The organism is Bradyrhizobium sp. GW821-FHT13H06, assembly GCF_058803975.1.
Genome location: NZ_JBXAPN010000011.1, coordinates 129783 through 154483 on the forward strand (window position 1 = coordinate 129783; position 24701 = coordinate 154483).

At 64.7% G+C, this 24701-nt stretch carries 31 protein-coding genes and 1 tRNA gene; 21 read left to right on the plus strand and 11 right to left on the minus strand.

The features are described from left to right. Positions 1-176: 176 nt before the first annotated feature. The 3 genes from AC1RQP_RS33555 (at position 177) to AC1RQP_RS33565 (ending at position 2174) form a co-directional block, all read left to right on the plus strand. Complete coding sequence (locus AC1RQP_RS33555; protein ID WP_239627675.1) at positions 177-485, plus strand: EthD family reductase; 309 nt, start codon at positions 177-179, stop codon at positions 483-485. Between the two features lie 191 nt (positions 486-676). Continuing rightward, on the plus strand, positions 677-1186 hold the full coding sequence (locus tag AC1RQP_RS33560) for a hypothetical protein (RefSeq protein WP_061881159.1): 510 nt from the start codon (positions 677-679) through the stop codon (positions 1184-1186). Between the two features lie 163 nt (positions 1187-1349). Then, positions 1350-2174 (plus strand): alpha/beta fold hydrolase, encoded by an 825-nt coding sequence (locus tag AC1RQP_RS33565; protein WP_492941369.1) that lies wholly within the window; start codon positions 1350-1352, stop codon positions 2172-2174. A gap of 6 nt (positions 2175-2180) precedes the next feature. Here the strand turns inward: AC1RQP_RS33565 and AC1RQP_RS33570 are convergent, their stop codons facing one another. Beyond that, complete coding sequence (locus AC1RQP_RS33570; RefSeq protein ID WP_492941371.1) at positions 2181-2822, minus strand: TetR/AcrR family transcriptional regulator; 642 nt, start codon at positions 2820-2822, stop codon at positions 2181-2183. 88 nt (positions 2823-2910) lie between these two features. On the opposite strand from AC1RQP_RS33570, the gene AC1RQP_RS33575 reads away from it, so the two are divergent. The 11 genes from AC1RQP_RS33575 to AC1RQP_RS33625 all read left to right on the plus strand — a co-directional run bounded on the left by AC1RQP_RS33575 (position 2911) and on the right by AC1RQP_RS33625 (position 10902). Next, positions 2911-3849, plus strand: a complete 939-nt coding sequence (locus tag AC1RQP_RS33575; RefSeq protein ID WP_492941373.1) for an SDR family oxidoreductase — start codon at positions 2911-2913, stop codon at positions 3847-3849. A 26-nt stretch (positions 3850-3875) separates the two neighbouring features. Beyond that, positions 3876-4535, plus strand: coding sequence for a Rossmann-fold NAD(P)-binding domain-containing protein (locus tag AC1RQP_RS33580; RefSeq protein ID WP_492941375.1), 660 nt, complete (start codon positions 3876-3878; stop codon positions 4533-4535). A gap of 81 nt (positions 4536-4616) precedes the next feature. After that, entirely contained in the window at positions 4617-5060 is a 444-nt protein-coding gene (locus AC1RQP_RS33585; RefSeq protein ID WP_028176540.1) for a DUF2948 family protein, read from the plus strand. Positions 5061-5207: 147 nt separating this feature from the next. Continuing rightward, entirely contained in the window at positions 5208-6503 is a 1296-nt protein-coding gene (gene hisD, locus AC1RQP_RS33590; RefSeq protein ID WP_492941378.1) for a histidinol dehydrogenase, read from the plus strand. Continuing rightward, complete coding sequence (locus AC1RQP_RS33595; RefSeq protein ID WP_194390144.1) at positions 6500-6997, plus strand: UPF0262 family protein; 498 nt, start codon at positions 6500-6502, stop codon at positions 6995-6997. Before hisD ends, AC1RQP_RS33595 begins: the two co-directional genes overlap by 4 nt. Positions 6998-7068: 71 nt before the next feature. Then, entirely contained in the window at positions 7069-7536 is a 468-nt protein-coding gene (locus AC1RQP_RS33600; protein ID WP_239627665.1) for an arsenate-mycothiol transferase ArsC, read from the plus strand. Positions 7537-7861: 325 nt separating this feature from the next. Next, entirely contained in the window at positions 7862-8491 is a 630-nt protein-coding gene (locus tag AC1RQP_RS33605) for a Maf-like protein (protein ID WP_028176536.1), read from the plus strand. Positions 8492-8673: 182 nt separating this feature from the next. Continuing rightward, a complete protein-coding gene (yacG, locus tag AC1RQP_RS33610) occupies positions 8674-8856 on the plus strand; it encodes a DNA gyrase inhibitor YacG (RefSeq protein WP_492941380.1) in 183 nt (60 codons plus the stop codon). 186 nt (positions 8857-9042) lie between these two features. Then, positions 9043-9118: transfer RNA gene (locus tag AC1RQP_RS33615), tRNA-Phe, on the plus strand. 248 nt (positions 9119-9366) lie between these two features. Beyond that, entirely contained in the window at positions 9367-9999 is a 633-nt protein-coding gene (locus tag AC1RQP_RS33620) for a DUF1326 domain-containing protein (RefSeq protein WP_492941382.1), read from the plus strand. 195 nt (positions 10000-10194) lie between these two features. Further along, entirely contained in the window at positions 10195-10902 is a 708-nt protein-coding gene (locus tag AC1RQP_RS33625) for a DUF2182 domain-containing protein (protein WP_345946189.1), read from the plus strand. 171 nt (positions 10903-11073) lie between these two features. Here the strand turns inward: AC1RQP_RS33625 and AC1RQP_RS33630 are convergent, their stop codons facing one another. The 3 genes from AC1RQP_RS33630 to AC1RQP_RS33640 are packed head-to-tail and all read right to left on the minus strand — an operon-like array spanning position 11074 to position 14401. Beyond that, the gene (locus tag AC1RQP_RS33630) at positions 11074-12291 is read right to left on the minus strand and encodes a class I SAM-dependent methyltransferase (RefSeq protein WP_492941384.1); all 1218 of its coding nucleotides are present in this window, start codon (positions 12289-12291) and stop codon (positions 11074-11076) included. A gap of 3 nt (positions 12292-12294) precedes the next feature. Beyond that, entirely contained in the window at positions 12295-13083 is a 789-nt protein-coding gene (locus AC1RQP_RS33635; protein ID WP_492941386.1) for a DUF1365 domain-containing protein, read from the minus strand. Positions 13084-13087: 4 nt separating this feature from the next. After that, on the minus strand, positions 13088-14401 hold the full coding sequence (locus tag AC1RQP_RS33640; RefSeq protein WP_492941497.1) for an NAD(P)/FAD-dependent oxidoreductase: 1314 nt from the start codon (positions 14399-14401) through the stop codon (positions 13088-13090). 231 nt (positions 14402-14632) lie between these two features. On the opposite strand from AC1RQP_RS33640, the gene AC1RQP_RS33645 reads away from it, so the two are divergent. Both AC1RQP_RS33645 and AC1RQP_RS33650 read left to right on the plus strand, forming a co-directional pair. Next, the gene (locus AC1RQP_RS33645; RefSeq protein ID WP_492941499.1) at positions 14633-15379 is read left to right on the plus strand and encodes a DUF1295 domain-containing protein; all 747 of its coding nucleotides are present in this window, start codon (positions 14633-14635) and stop codon (positions 15377-15379) included. A 134-nt stretch (positions 15380-15513) separates the two neighbouring features. Further along, positions 15514-15915 (plus strand): DUF2177 family protein, encoded by a 402-nt coding sequence (locus AC1RQP_RS33650; RefSeq protein ID WP_239627651.1) that lies wholly within the window; start codon positions 15514-15516, stop codon positions 15913-15915. Between the two features lie 26 nt (positions 15916-15941). Here AC1RQP_RS33650 and AC1RQP_RS33655 read toward each other — a convergent pair whose 3' ends face one another. From AC1RQP_RS33655 to AC1RQP_RS33670, 4 genes are all read right to left on the minus strand, one after another. Beyond that, positions 15942-16244 (minus strand): hypothetical protein, encoded by a 303-nt coding sequence (locus AC1RQP_RS33655; RefSeq protein ID WP_239627650.1) that lies wholly within the window; start codon positions 16242-16244, stop codon positions 15942-15944. 15 nt (positions 16245-16259) lie between these two features. Next, positions 16260-16844, minus strand: coding sequence for an RNA polymerase sigma factor (locus tag AC1RQP_RS33660; protein WP_239629412.1), 585 nt, complete (start codon positions 16842-16844; stop codon positions 16260-16262). A gap of 79 nt (positions 16845-16923) precedes the next feature. Next, the gene (locus AC1RQP_RS33665; RefSeq protein ID WP_492941389.1) at positions 16924-17565 is read right to left on the minus strand and encodes a ChrR family anti-sigma-E factor; all 642 of its coding nucleotides are present in this window, start codon (positions 17563-17565) and stop codon (positions 16924-16926) included. Further along, on the minus strand, positions 17562-18107 hold the full coding sequence (locus AC1RQP_RS33670; RefSeq protein ID WP_492941501.1) for a sigma-70 family RNA polymerase sigma factor: 546 nt from the start codon (positions 18105-18107) through the stop codon (positions 17562-17564). The genes AC1RQP_RS33665 and AC1RQP_RS33670 overlap by 4 nt, the downstream gene beginning before the upstream one ends. A 304-nt stretch (positions 18108-18411) precedes the next feature. Between AC1RQP_RS33670 and AC1RQP_RS33675 the strand changes: the two genes are divergently transcribed. From AC1RQP_RS33675 to AC1RQP_RS33690, 4 genes are all read left to right on the plus strand, one after another. After that, positions 18412-18651 (plus strand): hypothetical protein, encoded by a 240-nt coding sequence (locus AC1RQP_RS33675; protein ID WP_492941391.1) that lies wholly within the window; start codon positions 18412-18414, stop codon positions 18649-18651. 163 nt (positions 18652-18814) lie between these two features. Next, positions 18815-19492, plus strand: coding sequence for an FABP family protein (locus AC1RQP_RS33680; protein ID WP_492941393.1), 678 nt, complete (start codon positions 18815-18817; stop codon positions 19490-19492). Between the two features lie 19 nt (positions 19493-19511). Next, positions 19512-20219: a RibD family protein gene (locus tag AC1RQP_RS33685; protein WP_492941395.1), complete on the plus strand. Its 708-nt coding sequence runs from the start codon at positions 19512-19514 to the stop codon at positions 20217-20219. Positions 20220-20226: 7 nt separating this feature from the next. Continuing rightward, positions 20227-21498 carry a flavin monoamine oxidase family protein gene (locus tag AC1RQP_RS33690; RefSeq protein WP_492941397.1) on the plus strand — a complete coding sequence of 424 codons (1272 nt, stop codon included), beginning with the start codon at positions 20227-20229 and terminating at the stop codon, positions 21496-21498. A 52-nt stretch (positions 21499-21550) separates the two neighbouring features. On the opposite strand, the gene AC1RQP_RS33695 is transcribed toward AC1RQP_RS33690, so the two are convergent. From AC1RQP_RS33695 to AC1RQP_RS33705, 3 genes are all read right to left on the minus strand, one after another. Next, positions 21551-21865 (minus strand): hypothetical protein, encoded by a 315-nt coding sequence (locus tag AC1RQP_RS33695; RefSeq protein ID WP_492941399.1) that lies wholly within the window; start codon positions 21863-21865, stop codon positions 21551-21553. A gap of 159 nt (positions 21866-22024) precedes the next feature. Next, a complete protein-coding gene (locus tag AC1RQP_RS33700; protein ID WP_492941401.1) occupies positions 22025-22219 on the minus strand; it encodes a hypothetical protein in 195 nt (64 codons plus the stop codon). A gap of 155 nt (positions 22220-22374) precedes the next feature. Continuing rightward, positions 22375-22722 (minus strand): DUF3088 domain-containing protein, encoded by a 348-nt coding sequence (locus AC1RQP_RS33705; RefSeq protein WP_239627636.1) that lies wholly within the window; start codon positions 22720-22722, stop codon positions 22375-22377. 111 nt (positions 22723-22833) lie between these two features. Between AC1RQP_RS33705 and AC1RQP_RS33710 the strand changes: the two genes are divergently transcribed. Then, positions 22834-24660, plus strand: a complete 1827-nt coding sequence (locus tag AC1RQP_RS33710) for an AMP-dependent synthetase/ligase (RefSeq protein ID WP_492941503.1) — start codon at positions 22834-22836, stop codon at positions 24658-24660. Positions 24661-24701: the final 41 nt, after the last annotated feature.

The window sequence follows — 24701 nt, forward strand, 5'->3', positions numbered from 1 at the left end:
CCATTGCGCCACATCCTGCAGACTATCCCCTCATCCTGAGGAGCGCGCCTGAGCGCGCGTCTCGAAGGATGAAGGCCCGGAGCGACGACCCGGGCCTTTCATGGTTCGAGACGCGTGCTTCGCACGCTCCTCACCATGAGGATCCAAACACAACAAATTTTTCACGGGAGGACCAAATGGCTGAAATCGTCGTGCTGTACAAAACACCCAAGGACACTGCCGCCTTCGATAAGTACTATGCCGAGACGCACATCCCGCTCGCCAAGAAACTTCCCGGCCTGAAGAAATACGCCGTCAGCAAGGGGCCGGTCGCATCTCCCGCAGGTCCTTCCGGGATCCATCTCGTCGCCATTCTCACCTTCGACAGCGTGGCCGACATTCAGGCGGCATTCGCCAGCCCCGAAGGCAAGGCGACCGGCGCCGACGTGCCCAAGTTCGCCAGCGGCGGTGCCGACCTCTTGATCTTCGACACCAAGGAAGTGTGAAGGATCGATTCGACTTTCGTCGGAAACGGCCGTCCGTCGTGACGGCGGTGCAAGAAAATCAGCCATGCGTTTGTCGATTCGCACGATGACGCATGGCCGCGCCTCTGCATGTGACGACAACGCAGGTGGCAATCCCATGAGGACCGTAATACTACTCTCAGCATCTCAATGCGGAGAACAGGAGAAATGTCATGGTCCTTGGGTTGAGTCTGCCCGCCCTTACGCTGATCCATGTCATCATCAGCCTGATCGCCATCGTCGCCGGCCTCGTGGTGATGTTCGGCCTGCTCGGCTCGAAGCCGATGCCGGCCCTTACCGCGATCTTCCTGCTGACCACGATCCTCACCAGCGCCACCGGTTTCCTGTTTCCGTTCAAGGAGCTGCTGCCCTCGCATATCATCGGCATCATCTCGCTGGTGCTGCTCGCGATCGCCTGCGTCGCGCTGTACGGCATGAAGCTCGCCGGAGTCTGGCGCCCGGTCTATATCGTGACCGCGATGATCTCGCTCTATTTCAACGTCTTCGTGCTGGTCATCCAGTCGTTCCTGAAGGTGCCGGCGCTCGCCGCCCTCGCACCGGCCGTGCCGCCGGCGCCGCCGTCCGGTCCGGTGTTCGCCGTGGTGCAGGGCATCGTGCTGGTGTTCTTCGTGGTGCTGACCATCGGCGCCTGGCGCCGCTTCAGACCGATGGCGTTCGCCTGACCGGTTCGCACGCGCAACGCATTCACGCGTCATTCCGGGGCATCGCGCAGCGATGAACTCTGGTGCGTAATCGCGCACCTGAGAATCTCGATTTAACAATCTCCAGATTCCGGGTTCACGCGTCGCGTGCCCCGGAATGACTCTCTCACTACAGGAGCCTGCAATGCCCACCATCACCACCAAAGACGGCGTCGAGATCTTCTACAAGGATTGGGGCTCTGGCCAGCCGATCGTGTTCAGCCATGGCTGGCCGCTGTCGTCGGACGACTGGGACGCGCAGATGCTGTACTTCGTGGCGCGCGGCTACCGTGTCGTCGCCCATGACCGCCGCGGCCACGGCCGCTCGGCGCAGGTCGCCGACGGCCACGACATGGATCACTATGCCGACGATCTCGCCGCGCTCACCGCGCATCTCGACCTCAAGAACGCCATCCATGTCGGCCATTCCACCGGCGGCGGCGAGGTCGTGCACTACATCGCGCGCCACGGCGAGAGCCGGGTGGCGAAAGCCGCGATCCTCTCTGCCGTGCCGCCGCTGATGGTGCAGACCGCGGCCAATCCCGGTGGCCTGCCGAAGAGCGTGTTCGACGATCTCCAGAGGCAGCTCGCCGCCAGCCGCACGCAATTCTATCGCGACCTCCCCGCCGGCCCGTTCTACGGCTACAACCGCCCGGGCGCACAGCCGTCGGAAGCGGTGATCCAGAATTGGTGGCGCCAGGGCATGATGGGCGGCGCCAAGGCCCATTACGACGGCATCGTCGCGTTCTCGCAGACCGATTTCACCGAGGACCTCAAGAAGATCAACGTGCCGGTGCTGGTGATGCATGGCGACGACGACCAGATCGTGCCCTACGCCGATTCCGCGCCGCTCTCGGCCGAGCTGCTCAAGAAGGGCATCCTGAAGACCTACAAGGGCTTTCCGCACGGCATGCCGACCACGCACGCGGAAACCATCAACGCCGATCTCCTGGCGTTCTTCAGGGAGTGAGAGACCTCACTTCAAGATCGCCCTGATCGCATCGAAGGTGCGCTTGACGAAAGCTTCCGGCTTTTCCCGCGCGCCTTCGCCGATCCAGCTCTCGCCGCCGACGCGCATGGCGCCGGTGGCGATCATGGCGACGAGCCGCGCCTTCTGTCGGTCCGGCTTGGTGCGTGCGCGCTGTGCCAGGCCGTCGGCCAGCGCGCGCTCGATCTTCTCGTATTTGAGCTGGTCGCGCGCCTGCAGCGCGGGATTGTCGCGCTTGAGCCGTGACATCGCTGCAGCCTCCGCCGGATCGAGCCGTTTGGCCACCGCCGCCATCGCATTCTCCGCCGCCGTCAGCATGGATTCGTCCGCGGGCCGGGCGACGATCTCGGCCACCAGCGCGCTTGCGGCGCCTTCCTGCCAGGCGGCGACCACGTCCTCCTTCGACGCGAAATAATGGAAGAAGCTGCGCCGCGACACGTCCGCTGCCGCCGCGATGTCGTCGATGGTGGTGGCCTCGAAGCCGCGCTCCATGAACAGGGTCATCGCCGCGCGGCCGAGCCGCTCGCGGGTCTCCTGCCGCTTGCGCTGGCGCAGGCCGGTTGCGGACGGAGATTTCTCCCCTGCGGACAATGACTTGACGCCTTTCCCGGCGAGCTTCGAAGCCTTCAAATCGTTTCACCTCTTGCAAACTTGCACTCAGTGCACATTTAGACCGGTCGCGGGCCTTTTCCATCCCTGAAAGCCGCGGAGACATGGCATGACCGACTGGACCACGGCAGACATCCCCTCACTCAGCGGCAAGACCGTCGTCGTGACGGGGGCGACGGGCGGCCTCGGTTACGAGACGGCGATGGTGCTCGCGGGCGCTGGTGCCATCGTCATACTCACCGGACGCGACGACGCAAAGGGCCTGCGGGCGATCGAGGGCATTTGCGAGCGGTTTCCCGACGCTCTGATCGCCTATGAGCATCTCGACCTCGCAAGCCTTGCCTCCATCGCCAATTTCGCCGGGCGCTTTGCCGCCGAGAACGAACGGCTCGATCTCCTCGTCAACAATGCCGGTGTGATGGCGCTGCCGAAGCGGCAGCAGACGGAGGATGGTTTCGAGATGCAGCTCGGCACCAACTATCTCGGTCACTACGCCCTGACGGCGCGGTTGTTGCCGCAGCTTCGCCGCGCCAGGGCGCCTCGCATCGTCAATCTCTCGAGCCTTGCCCACCGCTCCGGCGCGATCAATTTCGACGATCTGCACAGCAAGCATTCCTATCGTCCCTGGCGCGCCTACTGCCAGTCCAAGCTCGCGATGCTGATGTTCGCGCTCGAGCTGCAGCGTCGCAGCCTTGCCGCCGGCTGGGGCCTGACGAGCGTTGCCGCCCATCCCGGCTACGCGCGGACCGACCTCATCGCCAACGGGCCGGGCACCAACAGCGTCCAGGAGCGGCTTGGCCGATTGTTACAGCCGTTGATCAGCCAGTCCGCAGCCGAAGGCGCGCTGCCCACGCTGTTTGCGGCGACCTCTCCGGACGCCGAGCCCGGCGGCTATTACGGTCCAAACGGCTTCTACGAATTGAAGGGACCACCTGGGGCGGCGAGGATCATGCCGCAGGCGAAGGATCTCGTTGCTGCGGCCATGCTGTGGGATGCCTCGGCAGCGCTGACCGGTGTATCCTTCGACGAGATCGCGGCCGCCGCATGAGCCGCGAGGTCGCTGGAGACATTCCGATGAAGGTCATCATCTTCGGCGCGACCGGCATGGTGGGGCAGGGCGTTTTTCGCGAATGCCTGGTCGATGCCGGCATCGACCGTGTGCTCGTGGTCGGCCGCAGCCCGACAGGCGTGCGCAACGCCAAGCTCGCCGAGATCATCCACGAGGATTTTCTGAACTATTCGGCGATCGAGCCGCAGCTGACCGGCTTCGATGCCTGCTTCTTCTGCCTCGGCGTCTCCTCGATCGGCATGAGCGAGCAGCGCTACCGCCACCTCACCCATGATCTCACGCTCGCTGCCGCGACGACGCTGGCGCGGCTCAATCCGCAGATGATCTTCACCTATGTCACCGGTGCCGGCACCGATTCCACCGAGCGGGGCCGGCGGATGTGGGCGCGGATCAAGGGCAAGACCGAGAATGATCTTCTCAAGCTGCCGTTCAAGGCCGCCTACATGTTTCGGCCCGGCGCGATCCAGCCCCTGCACGGCGCCCGGTCCAAGACCCCCTGGGTGCAGGCCGTCTATGCCGTGAGCGGGCCGCTCTGGTCGGTGCTGCGCCGGATTTCGCCACGGCTCGTCACCTCGACCGAGCAGATCGGCCGCGCCATGATCCGCGTTGCCCGGGAGGGGTATCCGCGCAGGGTGCTGGAAATGGAGGATATCAATAGCCTCTAACCTGCCGGCCGGTTAGTTTGCGCGGAAATTTCGGGGCCCGCACGCGTTGAGCCCTGCCCCCCCAATGGAGAAGCGTCGGAAATGTCGCCCCAGCTCAAACTGATCGCGCTCGACGCCGACGACCTCGCCGTGATCTCGACCCATGTCCAGGACGCCCGAGTCCAGACCTCCGACATCATCTGGCGGCAGGGCGAGAAGCGGCTCGTGGTCGGAATGAGCCGGCTGGACTGGGAGCAGACATTGGAGGGCGAGGCCGAGCCACGCCGGCTGGTCGCCGCGCTCCGTTTCGACCGTGTGCTCGCCTGCAAGTCGCGCAACATCGATCTCGCCGCACCGGACAAGGTGCTGGACCTCGTCGGCATTGAATTTCACTCCCAGGACGGGCGCCACGAGGAGCCCGGCGGCAGCGCCCTGCTTCTGTTCGCCCAGGGCGGCGCCATTCGCCTCGACGTCGAGTGCCTGGAATGCGAGCTGACCGACCTCGGGGACGACGCGCTGGGAACGGGCATCGAGGGGGAGGGATGAAGTGGCCGGTATACCAGCCGAATGGGCTGAGGCCCTCGCCGGAACGGCATCTTCCGAGGGTTGACGCAGCTTCCCCGCCGCGCCATTGAGCAGGGGACCCGGTGCGCCGATCCGCCCCCAAAATACCAGCCAGAAGCCAAGCGAAACATGCCCGTTCGCCTCGACCGCAGCAGCGCCGATTTTGACCAGCGATTCGCCGCATTCCTCGCCGCCAAGCGCGAGGTTTCGGCCGATGTCGAGGCCGCCGCGCGCGCGATCGTCGACGACGTGGCCAGGCGTGGCGATGCCGCCCTGCTCGAAGCCACGGCAAAGTTCGACCGGCTGACGCTGGACGCATCCTCCTTGCGCGTCTCCGCCGCCGAGATCGAGGTCGCCGTGAAGGCCTGCGATGCCGCGACGCTGGATGCGCTCGAGCTCGCGCGGGACCGCATCGAGACCTATCACCGCCGTCAGCTCCCGAAGGACGAGCGTTTCACCGACCCGCTCGGCGTCGAACTCGGCTGGCGTTACACCGCGATCGAATCCGCCGGCCTCTACGTGCCCGGTGGCACCGCCGCCTATCCGTCCTCGGTGCTGATGAATGCGGTGCCCGCGAAAGTCGCCGGCGTTTCGCGCCTCGTGATGGTGGTGCCTTCGCCGGACGGCAGGCTCAATCCGCTGGTGCTGGCGGCCGCGCATCTCGGCGGCGTCACCGAGATCTACCGTGTCGGCGGCGCGCAGGCCGTCGCCGCGCTCGCGCACGGCACCGCGACGATCGCGCCGGTCGCAAAGATCGTCGGCCCCGGCAACGCCTATGTCGCCGCCGCAAAGCGGCTGGTGTTCGGCAAGGTCGGTATCGACATGATCGCCGGCCCCTCGGAGGTGCTGGTGATTGCCGACGATACCGGCAACGCCGACTGGATCGCCGCCGACCTGCTGGCGCAGGCCGAGCACGATGCGAGCGCGCAGTCGATCCTGATCACGGACTCGGCACGCCTTGCCGCCGACGTCGAAAAGGCGGTCGAGGCGCAGTTGAAGACGCTGCCGCGCGCGGCGATCGCAGGCAGCTCCTGGGCCGATTTCGGCGCCATCATCATGGTGAAGAACCTTGCCGAGGCGATCCCGCTCGCGGACGCCATCGCTGCCGAGCATCTCGAGATCATGACCACCGATCCGGAGGCGCTCGCCGAAAAGATCCGTAACGCCGGCGCGGTGTTCCTGGGGCCCCATACGCCCGAGGCGATCGGCGACTATGTCGGCGGCTCCAATCACGTGCTGCCGACGGCGCGCTCGGCGCGATTTTCCTCGGGGCTCTCGGTGCACGACTTCATCAAGCGCACCTCGATCCTGAAATGCGGACCCGATCAATTGCGTGCGCTGGGTCCGGCCGCGATGACGCTGGGCAAGGCGGAGGGGCTGGACGCCCATTCGCGTTCGATTGGATTGCGCCTCAATCTGTCATGACAAAGCCGCCCGAACAGGACGACTCGACCAATCGCATCGTCGCGGTCACGCTCGACGAGGACTCGATCGGCCGTTCCGGGCCGGACATCGAGCATGAGCGTGCGATCGCGATCTATGATCTGATCGAGCAGAATCTGTTCGCGCCCGAGGGCGCGGAGGGCAAGGGCCCGTTCACGCTGCATATCGGCATCACCGGCAACCGATTGATGTTCGACATCCGCCGTGAGGACGGCTCGCCTGTCGTCGCGCATCTGTTGTCGCTGACGCCGTTCCGGCGGATCGTGAAGGACTATTTCATGATCTGCGACAGCTACTACCAGGCGATCCGCACCGCGACCCCCGACAAGATCGAGGCGATCGACATGGGCCGCCGCGGCATTCATGACGAGGGATCGCGCACGCTCCAGGAGCGACTGAAGGGCAAGGTCCGGGTCGACTTCGAGACCTCGCGCCGCCTGTTCACGCTGATCACCGTGCTGCACTGGAAGGGCTAGGGCATGGCCCGGAAAAGTGTGCAGCGGTTTTCCGACGAGACCATGCCCCCCATCAAAAGGGACTAGGCGCGATGGCGGGTCCGCCACGCGCACGCGATCCGCAATCGGTGCTGTTCGCCTGCGCGATGAACAGCGTACGCTCGCCGATGGCCGAGAGCCTGTTGCTGCACATGTTTCCGCAGGGCCTCTACGTGAAGTCGGCCGGTACCAGGAAGGGTGAGCTGGATCCATTCGCGGTCTCCGTGATGGCCGAGCTCGGCCAGGACATCTCGGCCCACAAGCCCCAGACCTTCGAGGAGCTGGAGGACTGGGAGGGGCTGAATTTCGACCTCATCATCACGCTCTCGCCCGAGGCGCATCACAAGGCACTGGAGCTGACACGGACACTCGCGGCCGAGGTCGAATACTGGCCGACGCAGGATCCCACCATCATCGAAGGCAGCCGCGACCAGAAGCTCGCTGCCTACCGCGAGGTCTGCGATCAGCTCTTGATGCGCATCCGCCGGCGCTTCGCCAAGTCGGGCGCGGCGAGCGGGTAGGGCGCGCGCCCCGGACGCTGCGGCTCTTCCCCCTCGCCCCGCTTGCGGGGAGAGGGTCGGGGTGAGGGGGAGTCTCCGCGAGGACGGTGACAGTGAGACTCGCGGAGAGTCCCCCTCACCCAGAATTCAAGCACGCTTGAATTCCGGCCTCTCCCCGCAAGCGGGGAGAGGCGAAGAAGCCGTAACACCCGCGTCACAGAGCGCAGGCACAGGCATGTCGGACACCTCGAATCACCAAACCTCCGGTTCCCGGTTGTGAAATCAGCCCCCTTCCGATAGGTTCCGCGCGCAATTCACCCCTCCGCTTCATCCCGCAAATCACCTGATGCTCGGCCGCCCCAAATTCGTACTTGCCTCCGGTTCGCCGCGTCGCCTGTCGCTGCTCAACCAGGCCGGCATCGAGCCTGACGCGCTCCGGCCGGCCGACGTCGACGAGACGCCGAAGCGGGGCGAGCTGCCGCGTGCCTGCGCCAACCGCCTCGCCCGGGCCAAGGCCGATGCGGCGCTGAAATCGGTGCAGCTGGACGACGAGCTGCGCGGCGCCTTCATCCTTGCCGCCGACACCGTGGTGGCGGTCGGTCGGCGCATCCTGCCCAAGGCCAATCTGGTCGACGAAGCCGCGCAATGCCTGCGGCTGCTGTCGGGCCGCAACCACCGCGTCTACACCGCGATCTGCCTCGTCACGCCGCGCGAGGCGTTCCGCCAGCGCCTGGTCGAGACCCGCGTGCGCTTCAAGCGTCTGTCGGAGGAGGACATCCAGGCCTATATCGGTTCAGGCGAATGGCGCGGCAAGGCCGGGGGCTACGCCGTGCAGGGCATCGCCGGCTCCTTCGTGGTGAAGATGGTGGGGTCCTACACCAACGTCGTCGGCCTGCCGCTGTACGAGACCACGACGCTGCTCGGCGGCGAAGGTTTTCCGATCCGTTTCGGCTGGCTCAACACCACTGCGGTGTGAATACGGCCGCCGCGCCGGCGGGCGCCCCAGCAAAAATCGCGAAGACAAGCCCATGCGAAGACAAGCCCATGCAAAGCAGGATCGTCGCTCCGGACACCCGCGGACCGCATCCGTTGCCGTCCAGGGAACCCGGTTGCCGACAGGCGCTTGAACTTCACCGCGTGTAAGCTGCCGCCGACATCATGGACGACGAAGCCAAAAAGCAAGCCTCCCCGCTCAAGACTTGCCCGATCTGCGGCAAGCCGCAGGCGCAGGCCACCCGCCCGTTCTGCTCCTCGCGCTGCCGCGACGTCGACCTGAACCGCTGGCTGAAAGGCTCTTACGTCATCCCCGGCCGCGACGACGAGGTGGATGACGTTGAATAGATAAGTAATATCAATCAATTACAGGTATGGGCGCCGCGCCGCGCGCAGGCGATGGCCGGACGGCCGCACCTTGTGCACAGCCGGGCCGAACCCCGCGAAGCCAAAGGCGAAGCGTGGGTGGACAGGCCGCCCCGAGCCCACTATAAACCGCCCGCTCGATGGGCTTTGGCCCCTCTCTTGGAGCACGCCCAGGTAGCTCAGTTGGTAGAGCATGCGACTGAAAATCGCAGTGTCGGTGGTTCGATTCCGCCCCTGGGCACCATTCTCCTGACATCTCCGAGATGTGGCTCCTCCCGAGCCGCCACCCTGGTTCGCTATACGAGCCACGCTGTCGCTGATATGATCCTCGCCACTGGACGGTAAACGGCAGCTCGCCACCAACTTTTCTGCGATGCCGGCCTTTCTGATCGGACCTCGATCCCGCTCGCGCCTTTCCGCATTGCCTCGACAAGAACGCTGAACAAATTCGTCAACGGCTGCCGCGTCCTCGCTCACATTTGGAGATGTGCCATGGCTGCATCGGACTGGCGTCTCGAAGGCGAATGGATGAAAAATTGCAATTGCGCGTTTGGCTGCCCTTGCGATTTCAACGCTCTACCGACCCACGGCTATTGCAAAGGCATGGTCGGCATGCGGATCACGACGGGGCATTTTGAGGGCGTCAAGCTCGATGGCCTTTGTTTTGCGGTCGTGGTGGATTTCCCCGGCGCGCTGCATCAAGGCAACGGCAAGATGCAGCCCATCGTCGACCAGCGCGCGACGCCGGAGCAGCGACAGGCGCTGTTCAATATTCTGTCGGGCAAGCATTCGGCCGAGGGTACGCTGTTCCACATCTTCAGCCTGATCGTGACGACCATTCACGATCCGATCTTCGCGCCGTTCGAATTTTCCTTCGACAAGGATGGCCGTGTCGCAAAACTGGTCGCCGGCGACGTGCTCGAGACCGAGGTGGAGCCGATCAAGAATCCCGTGACCGGTGCTCCACATCGAATTCAAGTGGTCATGCCCGAGGGCTTCGAGCACAGGGCTGCCGAGATCGCGTCCGCCAACATCCGCTCGGCCGGTGCGATACCATTCGAGACCCAGGGCACGCACAGCTCGCTCGCCAACGTCGTGCAGACGCCCGAGGGCGTCGCGGCGTGATGCAGCGCTGACACCGAGGCCGCATCTTCGGTGTCAGCTCGTTAGGTTCCGGGGAGCGATAGGCGCGGCGCGACGGATGAATATCCGGCCCTGGGATAGGTCATTGCGCTGGCAGATCAAGCTATGCACGGGCGTGCGATACTGGAACATGTGCTCCACCGCGATCGCTTGATCGTCGCGATCGGGACCGCCGTCGTGGCGGCGCTCGCCTGGGCCTATCTCATGGGCGGCGCCGGCATGGACACCGACATGATGGCCGAGATGCCGGACATGGCGCCAATGCCGTGGACGCTGCGTTCTGCTGCGCTGCTGTTCGCCATGTGGTGGGTGATGATGATCGCGATGATGGCGCCGAGCGCGGGGCCCACGGTCCTCTTGTATGCGACGATCAGGCACAAGGACGAGACTGGATCCCGCGCAGCAATCGATGCCTGGATCTTTCTCGCCGGGTACCTCGTGACGTGGGCTGGGTTCAGTCTCGCTGCAGTCCTGGCACAATGGGCGCTTGAACGCCTCGGCTTGTTGTCGATGGCGATGGCAAGCACCAGCGCGGTCTTGGGCGGCGTCATCTTGCTTGCCGCGGGACTCTACCAGTTCACGCCCTTCAAACGCGCCTGCCTGCGCTACTGCGAGAGCCCGCTGTTGTTTCTCAGCCGGCATTGGCGGCCCGGCGCGCGCGGGGCATTCCGCATGGGGCTGCGCCACGGCAGCTACTGCGTCGGCTGCTGCTGGGTTCTGATGGTCTTGCTGTTTGTCGGCGGCGTGATGAACCTGGTCTGGATCGTCGGCCTCATGCTCTATGTCGCCGGCGAAAAGCTGCTGCCGTTCGGCCGAAGATTGAGCTATGCGGCAGGCGGGATCCTCATCCTGTCCGGCGCGATCGTTCTTGCGCACGCAGTGTGAGGCCCGAAACCGTCAGCGCTGCCGAAGCGCGATGAGACTGGGATGAATCGTCATCGCGCTTTGGATGTTTGTCTGAGGATGATCCTTTCGGAAAACCGCTGCGCACTTTCTCCGGATCATGCGTTGATATTCCGCCCGCTGCTGGCGGGGGCCGCGGTCCCCTGAGCCGCGTCAGCTCCGGCGTGCAAAAACCAGCTGCCGGACGTCGATCTTTCCGGCCCTGAATCCTGCCTCGCAGTAGCACAAATAGTATTCCCACAGCCGGCGGAAGGGCTCGTCGAACCCGAGCGAGGTCAGGTCGCTCCATGCCTGCCCGAAGTTCTCTCGCCACAGCGCGATCGTCTTTGCATAGTCTTGTCCAAACACGCGCTCACGAATGACAGGCAGCTCGAAGCGTTCGCCGAGCGAGCGCAGGATATTCGTCGAGGGAAGCATCCCTCCCGGAAAGATGTATCTCTGGATGAAGTCCACACGCTGCCGATAGCTGTCAAAGAGCTCGTCGCGGACCGTGATGGCCTGGATGCCTGCCAGACCGCCGGGCTTGAGCCGCCGGTTCAACTGATCGAAGTAGGCTGGCCAGAATTGCTCGCCGACGGCCTCGATCATCTCGATGGAGGCGATGCGGTCGAAATGACCCTCCTGGTCGCGATAATCCTGCAACCGGACCTCGACCTTTTCGCCGAGCCCGGCTTCGTGGATTCGTCGACGGGCAAATTCGTGCTGCTCCTTGCTGATGGTGAGTGCCACCACGCTGGCGCCGTAAGTTTTCGCGGCAAACTCGGCGAAGCCGCCCCAGCCGCATCCGATCTCGAGCACGCTCTGACCGGGCCGCAATTCGATGGCTTTTGCCAGTTGTTCGTATTTGTGCTGTTGAGCCGCGGGCAGGTCGGCCGTCTCGGCCGGAAACAGGGCCGATGAGTAGGTCATGCTCGAATCGAGCCACGCAGCGAAGAACTCGTTTCCGAGGTCGTAATGCGAATGGATGTTGTGCCTCGACCCCTGTCTCGTGTTCCGGCGCAGTCGATGAAGCACCCGCCGGCAGAGCCGGACCAGCATGTTCCCGGCAAAGGCACTGTCGACCAGCTCTTCGTTGAGACAGAACACGTAGAGAAGCTGGGTGAGATCGGGCGTGCTCCAATCGCCTCGAATGTAAGCCTCGGCCATGCCGATGTCACCGCCCATGACGAGACTGCGCGCGAACCTGTAGTTGTTGAGCTCGATGGTGGCCGACGGACCCGGAAGCCGGCCGCGCAACGTGACGGTTCTCTGGTCGGGAAGGCGCACATGAACCGTGCCGTATCTGATCTGCGATGCAAGGCGCAGCGCCAGTCGGGCAAGGAATGGGACACCATCGAATTGAACGGCCTGATGCGTGGCTGCGAGGTCCATGGTTCAAGTCTCGCGTTGTTTCAACCGGGGCACGTACGGAGCACCTTTCAGCCAAAGCCGCATCGCTTCCCAGTGGATGGCTGCGATCACCTTGAACGTCAGGAAGGGCAGACCGAACAGCGCCGCCAATAGCGCGTGGCTGGTCAGAGGGTGGCGGCGTCCGCGGAACGCTGCCGCAAACATCGCGCCCTGCTCGCTCGTCTGCACGATCCTGACCATCACATCTCGCTCCGGTGGAGAAATGCTGAAGCGGTAATGCGTCTCCATCGCCATGAAAGGAGAAACGTAAAATTCCTTCGCCTGGCTCTGCCGTATTGTGCAGCCCGGTCGCGCATCCTGCACGGGCAGGATGTAGGAATGCATGTCCCCGAAGGTGTTGCGGACCTCGTAGATCAACAGTGCGAGATCGCCGGACGCGCGGTAGCAGAAATAGACCGAAAGCGGGTTGAACACGTAGCCCAGAACCCGGGGATAACAGAGAAGGAGAATGCGGCCTCCGGAGAGATCGATTCCGTGCTCCGCTGCCAGTCCTCGGACGTGCTGGCCGAGGCTGGCGCTCTTGCCCTCACCGTGATCGCGCTCGTGGAAGCTGAAGGGTGCTGCGCGATTGACTCCAAACAGCCTGGACTGGCCGTTTGCTTCGTCCAACCGGTCGAGATCGATCAGCAGGCTCATCACGCGGTAGCTGAACCTGTGCTGCACGGGCCGCCATCTGGCGTGCATCACTTTTCCCCGGTAGAGCGCGGCGGGCGCTATCGCATTCTCCGCTCTCGTCGGTTTCGTTCGGACCATCGTGCTACTCGGCAGCCTGAACCAGCAAGGGGGCCGACCGACGCCATGGAACCTGGCCGCCAAGCGCGTCGGCAACGGAGATGCCGGACTGCAAGCCATCCTCGTGAAAGCCGTAGCCGGTCCAGGCACCGCAGAACCACGTCCGGCGGCGCCCTTGAATTGCGGGGAGCCGTCGCTGCGCCGCGAACGCTGCCAGGTCGTATTGCGGATGGGCGAAGCTGAATTTTCCAAACGTCAGATGGGCCGCTGGCTCGAAAGGCGGGTTGAGACTGACGAACAATGGCTTGCGGTCGTCTATGCCCTGCAGCCGATTCATCCAATAGGTCACCGCGACGTCGTTATGGACGGGCGTTTGTCGCGGCCATTGCAGGAAGTTCCAGGATGCCCATGCCTGGCGGCGCCTGGGCATGAGATTGCGATCGCGGTGCAGATAAACGGTGTTGGGGGCATATCTGATCGCGCCGAGAACGGACCGCTCCTGGGCGTCGGCATCCGACAGCGCCGCCAAGGCCTGATCGCTGTGACAGGCCATCACGACGGCATCGTAAGTCTCCACACCACCATGACTGTCGCGGATCGTCACGCCATGCTCCGTTCGATGGATCGACGTCACCGCACAGCCTAGCCGAATGTTGTCCCTGAACATAGCGGTGAGCTTGTCGACATAGCGCCGGCTGCCACCCTCCACGGTCCGCCAGCGCGGCCGGTCCAGGTGCAGGAGCCGGTGGTTGTCGAAGAAGGCGACGAAGTTTTCCGCTGGGAAAGACAGAATGTCGGCCGACGAGGACGACCAGATGGCCGCCCCCATCGGTCCGAGATAGTCGGAGAACAGGCGCGGCCCGAACGATTCCTTGCGCAAATACTCGCCGAGCGTCAGGTTGTGCAGCCGGCCGGCGCGCAAGTCGGCCGCGCCCTGCCTGTTGAATCGCAGGACCTCGGCCAGCATGCGGAAATAGGATGGCGATGAGAGGTTACGCGGTTGTGCAAACAGGCCGCAAACAGTCTGCAGAAAGGTCTCGCCGCCACCCCGCCATTCGAACCGGCCCTGATCGGCGGACATGGCGAAGCTCATGCAAGTCTCGACGGTCCTCACGCCCAGCCGCGCGAACAGCGCGGTCAATTGCGGATAGTTCGCCTCGTTGAACACGATGAAGCCGACATCGACGTCAACGGCCTCGCCATCATAGTCGACGCGAACGGTATGGCTATGTCCGCCCGGGCGCAGCTCGCGCTCGTACACCGTCACGGCATGGCGTTTCGACAGGAGCCACGCGGCGGCATTGCCGGCAATTCCTGTCCCGATCACGGCCAAACGCATTCCCTGTCGCCCCCACTGGATACCGTCAATACGGTGCTCGAAACGGTCGCTGTGCAAGGAAACGTTCGGCGAGATGGCGCGGATCACCTTGCGGACCATCGGCCGCCCCGCCGCCGAACGCGAAACCGGCTCCTGCAGCCGACGTATCGAGGAGAGGGCAATTCTGGTGAGGGCGTGGTTTTGGTGAATGTTCAGGCAATAGGCGGCATTGCGCTGGCCCTTTGTCTCCTGATGGGACTGGCCTGGGTCGTTCAGCAGCGTACGGGAAACTCCGGATGGGTTGATGCAATCTGGTCCTACGCGACCGGCCTCGTTGGCGCGGTCGCCGCTCTGTGGCCTCTCGCCGCCGACACGCCGGCGCGCCGGGTGCTCGTCGCAGGGCTCGTGCTGCTTTGGTCGGTGCGACTCGGCACGCACATTGCGCGCCGGGCCGCAGCAGGCATCGACGATCCGCGGTATGCGAACTATGCGCGTCAATGGGGGGCTGCGGCCCCTCGCCGGATGTTCTTTTTCCTGCAATCGCAGGCGCTGGTCTCGGTGCCGCTGCCGTTCGCCGTCTTCCTCGCGGCGCACGCTCCCGAGCCCGGATTGCGACTGCAGGACTACGCCGGAGCCGTCATCATTCTGGCAGCCGTCGCAGGCGAGGCATTGGCGGACCGGCAATTGCGCCGGTTCAAGCTCTGCCCATCCAACGCCGGGCTCGTCTGCGATGCCGGCCTTTGGCGCTGGTCCCGTCATCCGAACTATTTCTTCGAATGGCTGGGGTGGTGGGCTTACCCGGTCATCGCGCTGTCGCCCGGATATGCATGGGGGTGGGCCAGCCTGGCGGCGCCGGCGATCATGTACTGGATACTCGTGCATGTGACGGGGATACCCCCGCTCGAGGAGCAGATGCTGCGATCGCGCGGCGATCGGTATCGGGAGTATCAGGCAAGAACCAATGCATTCTTCCCGTGGCCGCCGAAACACGCACATTGATGACCGGTGCCTGCTGTGTTGACTGGACGCAAGCGGGTGTGAGTGCGCGGATATGATCCGGCGCGGCTCGCCGGTCGTTAATCCGGTGCCGGGTTCGACAAGCCGGCCAGGTGCAACCGGACGGGAACGCGGACATGAATCCTCTCTTCACCTATCTCTCGGTGGCCTTGACCTTCGTTGCAATCGACATGGTCTGGCTCAAGATCATGGTTGAAAGACTTTACCGGCCGGTGCTGGGCGATATGTTGCGGGCCGAGCCCAATCTGGCGGCCGCTGCAGCATTTTACTTGTTGTATCCCATCGGTTTGATCTGGTTCGCCGTGCTGCCCGCGCAGCAGGATGGGAGTGCGCTGCGCGCTTTCACATCCGGCATGATGCTCGGCTGCTTCAGCTATGCGACCTATGATCTCACCAATCAGGCGACCCTGCGGAATTGGTCGACCGGGCTGACACTTGCGGATGTTTGCTGGGGATCGTTTCTTGCCGGCGTCAGTGCCTGGATCGGATTTCTCGTCGCTCGAAAGCTGGCCCACTAAGCGGGGAGCAAGCGTGCCAGGCCGAGCTAGGTATAACTTCGCCCTCCAAGCTGGTCGAACGTGTCTCTGGTTTCCGCGATCTTGTCGGACAAGGACCTGAATGCGCTTTGAGCCTGCAGCTTCGCATCTTCGTCGAGCAGGAGGCAGGCGAGATCGACCAGTTGATCGCTCATGTGCTCCATGGCAGCAAGCAGCTGATCGAGGCTGGCTCCGGGATCGTCGGCTCCGACACGTTCGACATCTCTCAAAACCGCTTCGAGCCGTGCGATCGAAGAGACGAGCCGATCCCCGCGATCGGGCTCCGGAAATGCGATGATCTCTGCAGCCATGCGCGTTCTCCGGCTTCAGGCCGCGGCCGATGCCGCAAGGCAATCCTTGCGCACCGCCAGGATGGTTCGATGCAGCCAGGTCTTGATGGTGCCGACCGGCACACCGAAGCGTCGTGACAAGCTGGCGCGGCTCTCGCCTTCGAGATAAGCGAGAGCCACCAGCCTGCGGCGATCTTCCGGCAAACGAGCCAATGCTCCGCGCGCAATCGGTTCGGCGCTGGCGTAGTCGAAATCCTCGATCGATGACGCGCCGGCTCCCGCCGGAACCAAGAGCGCTTCGTCCAATTCGTAAGTTGGCTGCCTTCTGGTCCGCCGATGATCAATTGCGGTATTCCGGACGATCGCGGACATCCAGGCCATCGCCGGGGCTCGTCCGGGATCGAACCGACCAGCCTTGCGCCAGATCTTCAGAAAGGTCTCCTGGAGGATGTCGTCGACGTCGTGAGGTGAGGCTCCAACGGCCAGCGCTGTCCTGCGCAGCCGGCCCCGTGTCAGCGTGTGGAGCTCTGCGAAGGCACGTGTCTCGCCTGCGGAAACGCGTGCCAGTAGTTCAGGCAGCCTCTCGCTCGGCACCTGACTCGCCAGGCTTGAACCGGCCATGTCCTGTCTCCCTTGCGTTTGTTTCGAAACGCTCCGGGCGCGTGTCTGGATCACCCCCGGGGAGAAGGACTCGAGAGAATCAAAGCCGCACGAATGGCCCGATCAGTCGGCCGAGAAAACCGTTCATGCGCAGGTCGCCGGTCATCGCAACCAGGCAGACGCATGGGCCTTCGTCCCCGACGATGGGACGGTGCTCGATCTCGTCATCACCGTAATCGAAATCACCAGGGCCAAAGCGACCGCCCTCGTGACTGAAGCTGCCCTCGAGGACGAGGGTCAGTTCGGTGCCGGTGTGCGTGTGTTCAAGCATGCGCGAGCCTGGTGCGGACCGAAGCAGAAAGGCGCGCGCCTTGCCCGAACCGGAAAGCTCGATCGGCCGCATGCTCAGACCCGGCGCGATGCGCCGGCGCTTGCCGATGCGATACTTTCGCAGTGCCGGCGGAAGATCATGATTGGCGTCGGACGTGAGGGGCGGCGCCGCTTCGCCTTCCGGAGAGCTGTCAATCCGCGACATGACGCGGTCGAACGCATCTGGTGCGATCGGCACCGGCTCGACATCCTCCAGCGCGGCTCCCGCAAGCTGCTCTATGGCCTGCACAAAGCGGGCGCACCGCGTGCAACCTGCCACATGAACTCCCACGACCAGCTGATGGGCCTCTTCCAGCTTGCCGGCCGCGAAATCGGCCAGAAGATCTTCAGGCGGATGGTGGCTGATCGTCATGCTTCTGCGTCCAATATGTCTCTCAACCGGTTCATCGCCAGCCTGATCCGAGACTTGACCGTTCCGAGCGGAATACCGAGCTGGCTCGCGATCTCCGGATGCGCCCTTTCCTCGATGAACGACAGCCTCACCACCATGGATTGCTCTGTCGAGAGTTGCTTGATGGCCGACTCGATCCGTGTGGCATCCTGCACCCGCGAAATGACGGCATCTGCCGGTTCGGCTGGATCCGGTGCATCGGGCAGCTCGGAATCGGCATGCAGACGGTTTGCCCGCGCTCTGCGACGGAATAAATCGATCCGCAGGTTGCGCGCGATCGTGAATATCCAGGCCGCCGCGCCCGCTGTCGCAGGATCGAAAAGGCTCGCCTTCCGCCACACGGCGATCATCGCGTTTTGGGCGATCTCCTCCGCCTCGTCGGAGCTGCACCCGGCTTTCTGCATCAGTCCCTTGATGCGAGGCGCGAAATGCTCGAATAGCCGCTTAAAAGCGGCCCGGTCACCGTGAGAGGCGACGCGTCCGATCAAATCAGCCCAGTCCACCTTTGCCTTCGGCCCTTTGCTCGCACCAATGGACAGCCGCGCCTCACCCCGCCGGGGCACGCGAGCTTCAGCCCGGATTGGCACATCTATAGCCCGGATAGCAGCGATCATAGCGCCTCGACAAGCGATCTCCGAGACTGAGAACGAGCGGGAACAGGCCCCGGATCACTGTGCAGTGCCCAATTGTTGGTTCCAACCCGCATGGCCGGCACCCGGCCATTCCTGGCATTCCGCTTGCTCATTCAGGAGCCAAGCCAAGGTCTCGGCGAGAGGCCGTTTCAGGTTGAGGCAAGTGATGCAGAAAATGTCCCGTTCTGGTGCTGCCGGTGAACTCCGGCTCGATGCATTGATCGCCGATTTGTGGTGGCGCGTTCGGCTCCTGAACACCGACATCCTCGAGGAGGAGGCTCGGGCCAGGGTGTTCGACGTGAACCAGCCGACCTATCCGCTGCTCGCGCTCAACCTGCGCACACGGCGCGACAACCTGGTGTCGACGATCGGCGTGCTCGAGCAGCGCGCGAGAGCAATGTCGGAAGCGGCTTGAGAGCGGTCTCCCGGCCGGCGGCCACGCCGCGGCCGCCGGCGCGCGGGATGCAACGAGCATCGTCGCATGGCTCGAATGCCTCCGGCGCTTGTCGGGGCATGAGTTGAATTCACGCCGCGCCTGACTGTGATATTGCTGGCCTCTGCAATCCCGCGAGGCCTCCATGCTCCCCATTCCCGCCGATATCTTCACCGAGCCCGAGGACGTCTCGCCCGACGGCCTTGCCAATCTCGGCCCGCTGCGGCGGCTCGCCGGCACCTGGCAGGCGGATAAGGGCATCGACATCAATCCGAAGGCGGAAGGGCCGGAGCGGCGGACCTTCATCGAGCGCATCCGCATGGACCCCATCGATCCGCAGGCCAACGGGCCGCAGCTGCTGTACGGTCTGCGCTATCACATCCACATCAACACGCCCGAGGAAGACATCACCTTCCACGACCAGGTCGGCTATTGGCTGTGGGAACCCGCGACCGGGCTGATCATGCAGACGCTGGCGATCCCGCGCGGGCAGGTGCTGCTGGCCTCGGGCAAGGCAGGGCCCGATGACAGGACAATCGCGGTCACCGCCAAACGCGGCGACACCGCTTACGGGATTTGCTCGACCGACTTCCTGGAACAGGCTTTCCGCACCGATGCCTACCGCTGCGACATCACCTTCAACGACGACGGCAGCTGGACCTATCTGATCCAGACCGAGTTGTTCGTGCGCGGCGCGCCGTTCAATCATCGCGACACCAACACGCTCCAGCTCGTCGCGCCGCCAAAGCTCAATCCGCTGGCGCTGATCGTCAACGATCGCGCCAAGGAGAATGCAGCGACTGGCGGTGGATCCGCGGCCTGAGCGCTACCCGGAGAATTGCATGAAGCCGTATGTCATCTGTCTGATGCACTCCAGCCTCGACGGCCGCACGCATCCGAGCCGCTGGCGTCCGAAGGGGGCAGGCACGGATTGGTTCGAGAAGATCCATGACGAGCTCGGCGGCGATGCCTGGGTGATCGGCCGCGTCACCGGGGCGGAGTTCGCCAAGGGCGAGCCCTATCCCGCGACGGACGCGACATTCCCGCGCGAAAGCTGGTTTGCTTCGCGCGATGCGGAAACCTATGGCGTGGTGCTCGATGCACAGGGCAAGATCGGCTGGGGACGCTCGGACATCGGCGGCGACCCGATCGTCGTCGTGCTGACCGAGCGTGTGCCGGATTCGCATCTCGCCGGGCTGCGCGGCGAGGGCGTGTCCTACATCTTTGCCGGCAAGTCCGAGATCGACCTGGGGCTGACGCTGGACATCCTCGCCCGCGAGCTCGGCGTGAAGCGCCTGCTGGTGGAGGGCGGCGGCGTTGCCAATGGCGCGTTCCTGCGCGCCGGTCTCATCGACGAGTTCAACCTGATCCTCAGCCCCGCGATCGACGGCGCAAAGGGCGCCCCCTTCGTGTTCGATTCGACTGAGGCGGACAGCGACCGGCGTGCGCCGATCACCGCGATGACGCTGGAGAGCACGCGCGAGCTCGGCGGCGGCGTCCTGCTGCTGCGATATCTGATCAAGAACGACCCTCCGGCAGCGAGCCGGTAAGCGCGGCATGTCCGATCCATCCCAGCACATCGTCATTGTCGGCGCCGGCGCGGCCGGCTTGATGGCGGCGCGCGAATTGGCGCGTGCCGGCCGGAAGGTGACGATCCTGGAGGCACGCCAGCGCTGCGGCGGTCGCATTCATCCGCTGCCGGCCTCGGAGTTCGGCTATCCCGCCGATGGCGGCGCTGAATTCGTCCATGGCGAGGCGCCGGTCACGCGCGCACTCCTGCGCGACGCCGGGCTGTCCCTTCAGGAGATCGAAGGCGAGCAGTGGAGCTTTGACGGGACGAGGCTCTCGCGCGAGGATCGCCGCGATCTCCATGAGGCAGAGCTTCAGGCCACGCTACGGGGCTTGAAGGACGATCTCACGGTCGCCGACTTCCTGCGCCGGCATTTTGCCGGGGACGACTATGCGCCGATGCGTCATTCGATCGAACGGATGGTCGAGGGTTACGATGCGGCCGATCCCGAGCGCGCGTCCACGCTGGCGCTGCGCGCGGAATGGATGGATGGCGGACACGCTCCGCAGGCGCGGATCGACGGCGGATACGGCGCCATGATCGACGTGCTGGCGGCCGACTGTCGCAGGCACGGCGCAACCATCCGCCTCGGCTGTGTCGTGTCGGCCCTTGCGGAGGAGGGCAGCGCGGTCACCGTTCGCTGCGCCGGCGGCGATGTGCACGCCTGCGATCGCGTGATCCTCACCGTGCCGCTGCCGCTGCTGCGCGAGATCGCGCTGCCGGCGGAGGCGCGCGCGAAGCTTGCCGCTGCCGACGACATCGGCTTCGGCAACGTCATCAAGATCCTGCTGCGCTTCGCCCGGCCATGGTGGCGCGAGCGCAAGGAAAATCTCGCGGATATGACCTTCCTCCTGTCCGACCAAGCGATCCCGGTGTGGTGGACGCGCTATCCGGACCAGCAACCCGTGCTCACGGGCTGGTTCGGCGGCCCGCGCACGGCGGAGCTGGAAAGCCTCGATCCGCAAGGACTGATCGATGCCGGGCTCGGCTCGCTTGCCGTCGTGTTCGGTCTGCCGCGCGATGATGTCGCGCGCGAGCTCGTGGCGGCGGCAGCGATCAACTGGGCGCATGATCGATTCGCGCGCGGCGCCTATTCGTGGGCGACGCCGCGGACGCGGGAGGCACAAGCGATCCTCGCACGTGCCGACGGGCGCGTGCTGTTTTCGGGTGAAGCGCTCTATCGCGGCCGCGATATGGGCACGGTCGAGGCGGCGCTCGCGAGTGGGTTGGAGACCGCGGAGAGAATCTTGCAGGGATAGCAGAAAGGCCCGCATCTCTGCGGGCCTTTTGTCTTACCAGCGTCCGCTTGTCCTACCAGCGTCCGCCGCCGAAGCTGAACGTCACGCCGGGACCGCCGCCGTAATAGCCGTACGGTCCGCCGCCGTAATAGCCGTGGTGCCGCGGATAGTAGCCGTAGCTTCTGTAATGGGGCCGGTAGTGGCCGTGATGATGCCGCCAGTGATGATGGTGACCGTGCCAGTGATGGTGCCTGCGGTGCGCGCTGATGTCGGTGGACTGGCTCTCCTGCGCGGTCTGTTTGGCGCTTACGCTGCCCGCCGCGTTGGCCGCCGATCCGCCGGCGAACGCCGCAGCACCGAGGGCGATCGCGGCAATGAGATACTTCATGTCGTCACTCCAGTTGAATGTCGTGTGACAACACATGGGTGCCGGCTGCGTTCCAGCCAATGCGGGCGTCGAAACGACGCAGTGTGTGATGTTCACGCGGATGATTCGTTCATCGTGAGATGTATTGTCGCATTACCGACGTTCGTCGCGCGATCGCCATCACTTCGCCGCGAATGATGCGACCACCTCGTCCGTCGTGACGATACGCGCGAATTCGCCGTTGAGATTCGACAGCGTCATTGCGGGCTCGCCGTCCTGCTCGCGCGCCTCGTCCTTGACCGCGTAGCCGGAACGCGATGGCAGAAACGACGAATTCGGCGTCGTGCCTTCGTGGCGGATGTGGAGGATCGGCACGCGATTCGTCCTGAAGGCCTTCAGCAGATCGACGATGCGCGCGACCGCATCCGGATTGTTGCGTCGCTTGCCCGCAGCTTCCCATTCGTCGAATGCGCGCGCGTCTGCAGAGCCGCGACATCAGAATAGGGCTACGCGGGCCGCGGGAATTCTTTCTATGGATGGGGATCGGGAAAGCCGTGGCGCTCGGAGAGCGCGGCGAGGATCGCGTCCTTGTCGGCGATGAAGGCGCGGCCATGATGGCTGCCGGTCTGGTGCGGCGAAGTCGCTCCAGTCGCGAGCACGAGCAGCGGCAGCGATTGGTTCTCCTCGCCGACCAGCGCGACCACGGCTTGCCGCGGTAGCGGCCAGGGAATCCGCTCGACGTCGAGCTTTTCGGCGAGCGCCGGAAACGAGGCCAGCACGCCCTCGATCAGCGCGCAATGCCAGCAATAGAACCGACGATTCGGAAAGGCCGGATCCTCGAAACCGGGACGCAGCAGAAACAGGCGGTCGCGCGTCATGGGTCGCTCCGAAGCATGGCCGCCTTGCTGAGGATCAAGGCGGCACGGTCTGGCCGGCCTAGTGTCGAGGCCCCAAATGGTTGGGGATCGACAGGGTTAAGAAAGGACGCCATGCCGGGGCCGATCAGTCAACCGCAGTCACTCGCCGACGTGACGACACTGCCGGAGCTCTTGCGCTGGCGCGTCCGTGCGACGCCGGCGGCGGAGGCCTATCGCCATTTTGACAGCGCTGCCGGATGCTGGATCAGTCAGTCCTGGCAGGAAATCGATGCGGAATTCGAGCGCTGGCGGCGGGCGCTGGCTGCGGAGGGCTTTTCGGCCGGCGAGCGCGTTGCCATCCTGGTGCCGAACGGCATTGCGCATGTCGCGATGGACCAGGCGGCGCTGTCGCGTGGGCTCGTTCCGGTGCCGATGCATGCCGTCGACAACCCCGACAGCATCGCCTACATCCTCGCCGATTCCGGTGCGCTGCTGCTGTTCGTGGATACGCTGTCGCGCTGGCAGGCGATCACCGCCACTGGTCAGCCGCTCGACCATCTCAAGCGCATCGTCTGCGCCGATGCGACGGGGCTCGCTGCAGCCGATGCCCGTATCGTCGCGCTCGACCGCTGGCTTGCAGAGCCCCGAAGCGCCGGTGCACCGCTGGCCGACGTCGCGGTTGAGCCGGGCGATCTTGCCGCCATCGTCTACACTTCGGGCACGACCGGCCGGCCCAAGGGCGTGATGCTGTCGCATGGCAACATCGTCGCCAACGTGAAGGCCGTCGCGCGGCGCATCGCGGCCGTGCCGAACGACGTCTTCTTGTCCTTTCTGCCGCTCTCGCACACCTTCGAGCGTACCGGCGGCTATTATTATCCGATCGCGGTGGGGGCCTCCGTCGCCCATGCCCGCTCGGTGCCGCAGCTCGCGGAGGACTTGAAAACGGTGCGGCCGACGGTGCTTGTCTCGGTGCCGCGCATCTATGAGCGCATCTACGCCCTGATCATGCAACATCGCGCGGCGGCCGGCGGCGCAGAACGCGCGCTGCTCGATCTTGCGCTCGCCGTCGGAGGCCGGCGCTTCGATGCGCGGCAGGGTCGCGGCTCGCCGGCGCTGTTCGACCGGCTCGCCTGGCCGCTCCTGAAGCGTTTCGTCGCCGACAAGGTGCTGGCCCAGTTCGGCGGGCGCCTGCGCGTTGCGGTCTCCGGCGGTGCTCCGATTGCCGAGCCGGTCATCCGCCTGTTTCTCGCGCTCGGGCTCGACATCCTTCAGGGCTACGGCATGACCGAGACCTCGCCGGTCGTTTCCGTCAACACGCCCGGCGACAACGATCCGTCCTCGGTCGGCCGCGTCCTGGACGGCATAGAGGTCAGGCTCGGCGAGCTCGACGAGCTGCTCGTTCGCGGGCCGAGCGTGATGCTCGGCTACTGGCGCAAGCCGGAGGAGACGCGCAGGGTCAAGCAGGCCGACGGCTGGCTGCACACCGGCGATCAGGCCCGCATCGAGAACGGGCGCATCACCATCACAGGCCGCATCAAGGACATCCTGGTCACTTCAACCGGCGAGAAGATCGCGCCGGTGGATCTGGAGACCGCCATCCTCGCCGATCCCTTGTTCGAGCAGGCGTTGGTGATCGGCGAACAGCGGCCGTTCCTCGCCGCGCTGGTCGTGCTGAATGCAAAAGCCTGGACGCAGGAAAAAGAAAGGCTCGCGGCGAGCGGCAAGCAAGGCGCCGGGGCGGAACGGGCCGTGCTGCTGGCCAGAATTGCGGCCGCCGTGAAGGCCTATCCGTCCTACGCGACGCCGCGCGCGGTATGGTGGACGCTGGATCCGTGGACCATTGCTGGCGGCCTGCTCACGCCGACGTTGAAGAACAAGCGCCCCGCGCTCGAGCGCCGCTTCGCCGCCGAGATCGAGCAGATCTACGCCAGGAAGCCGGCGCCGATAACGTCGACGTGATTTCGCCTCCGGTCGCCCTTGATCCAGCGCAACTTCGGCCG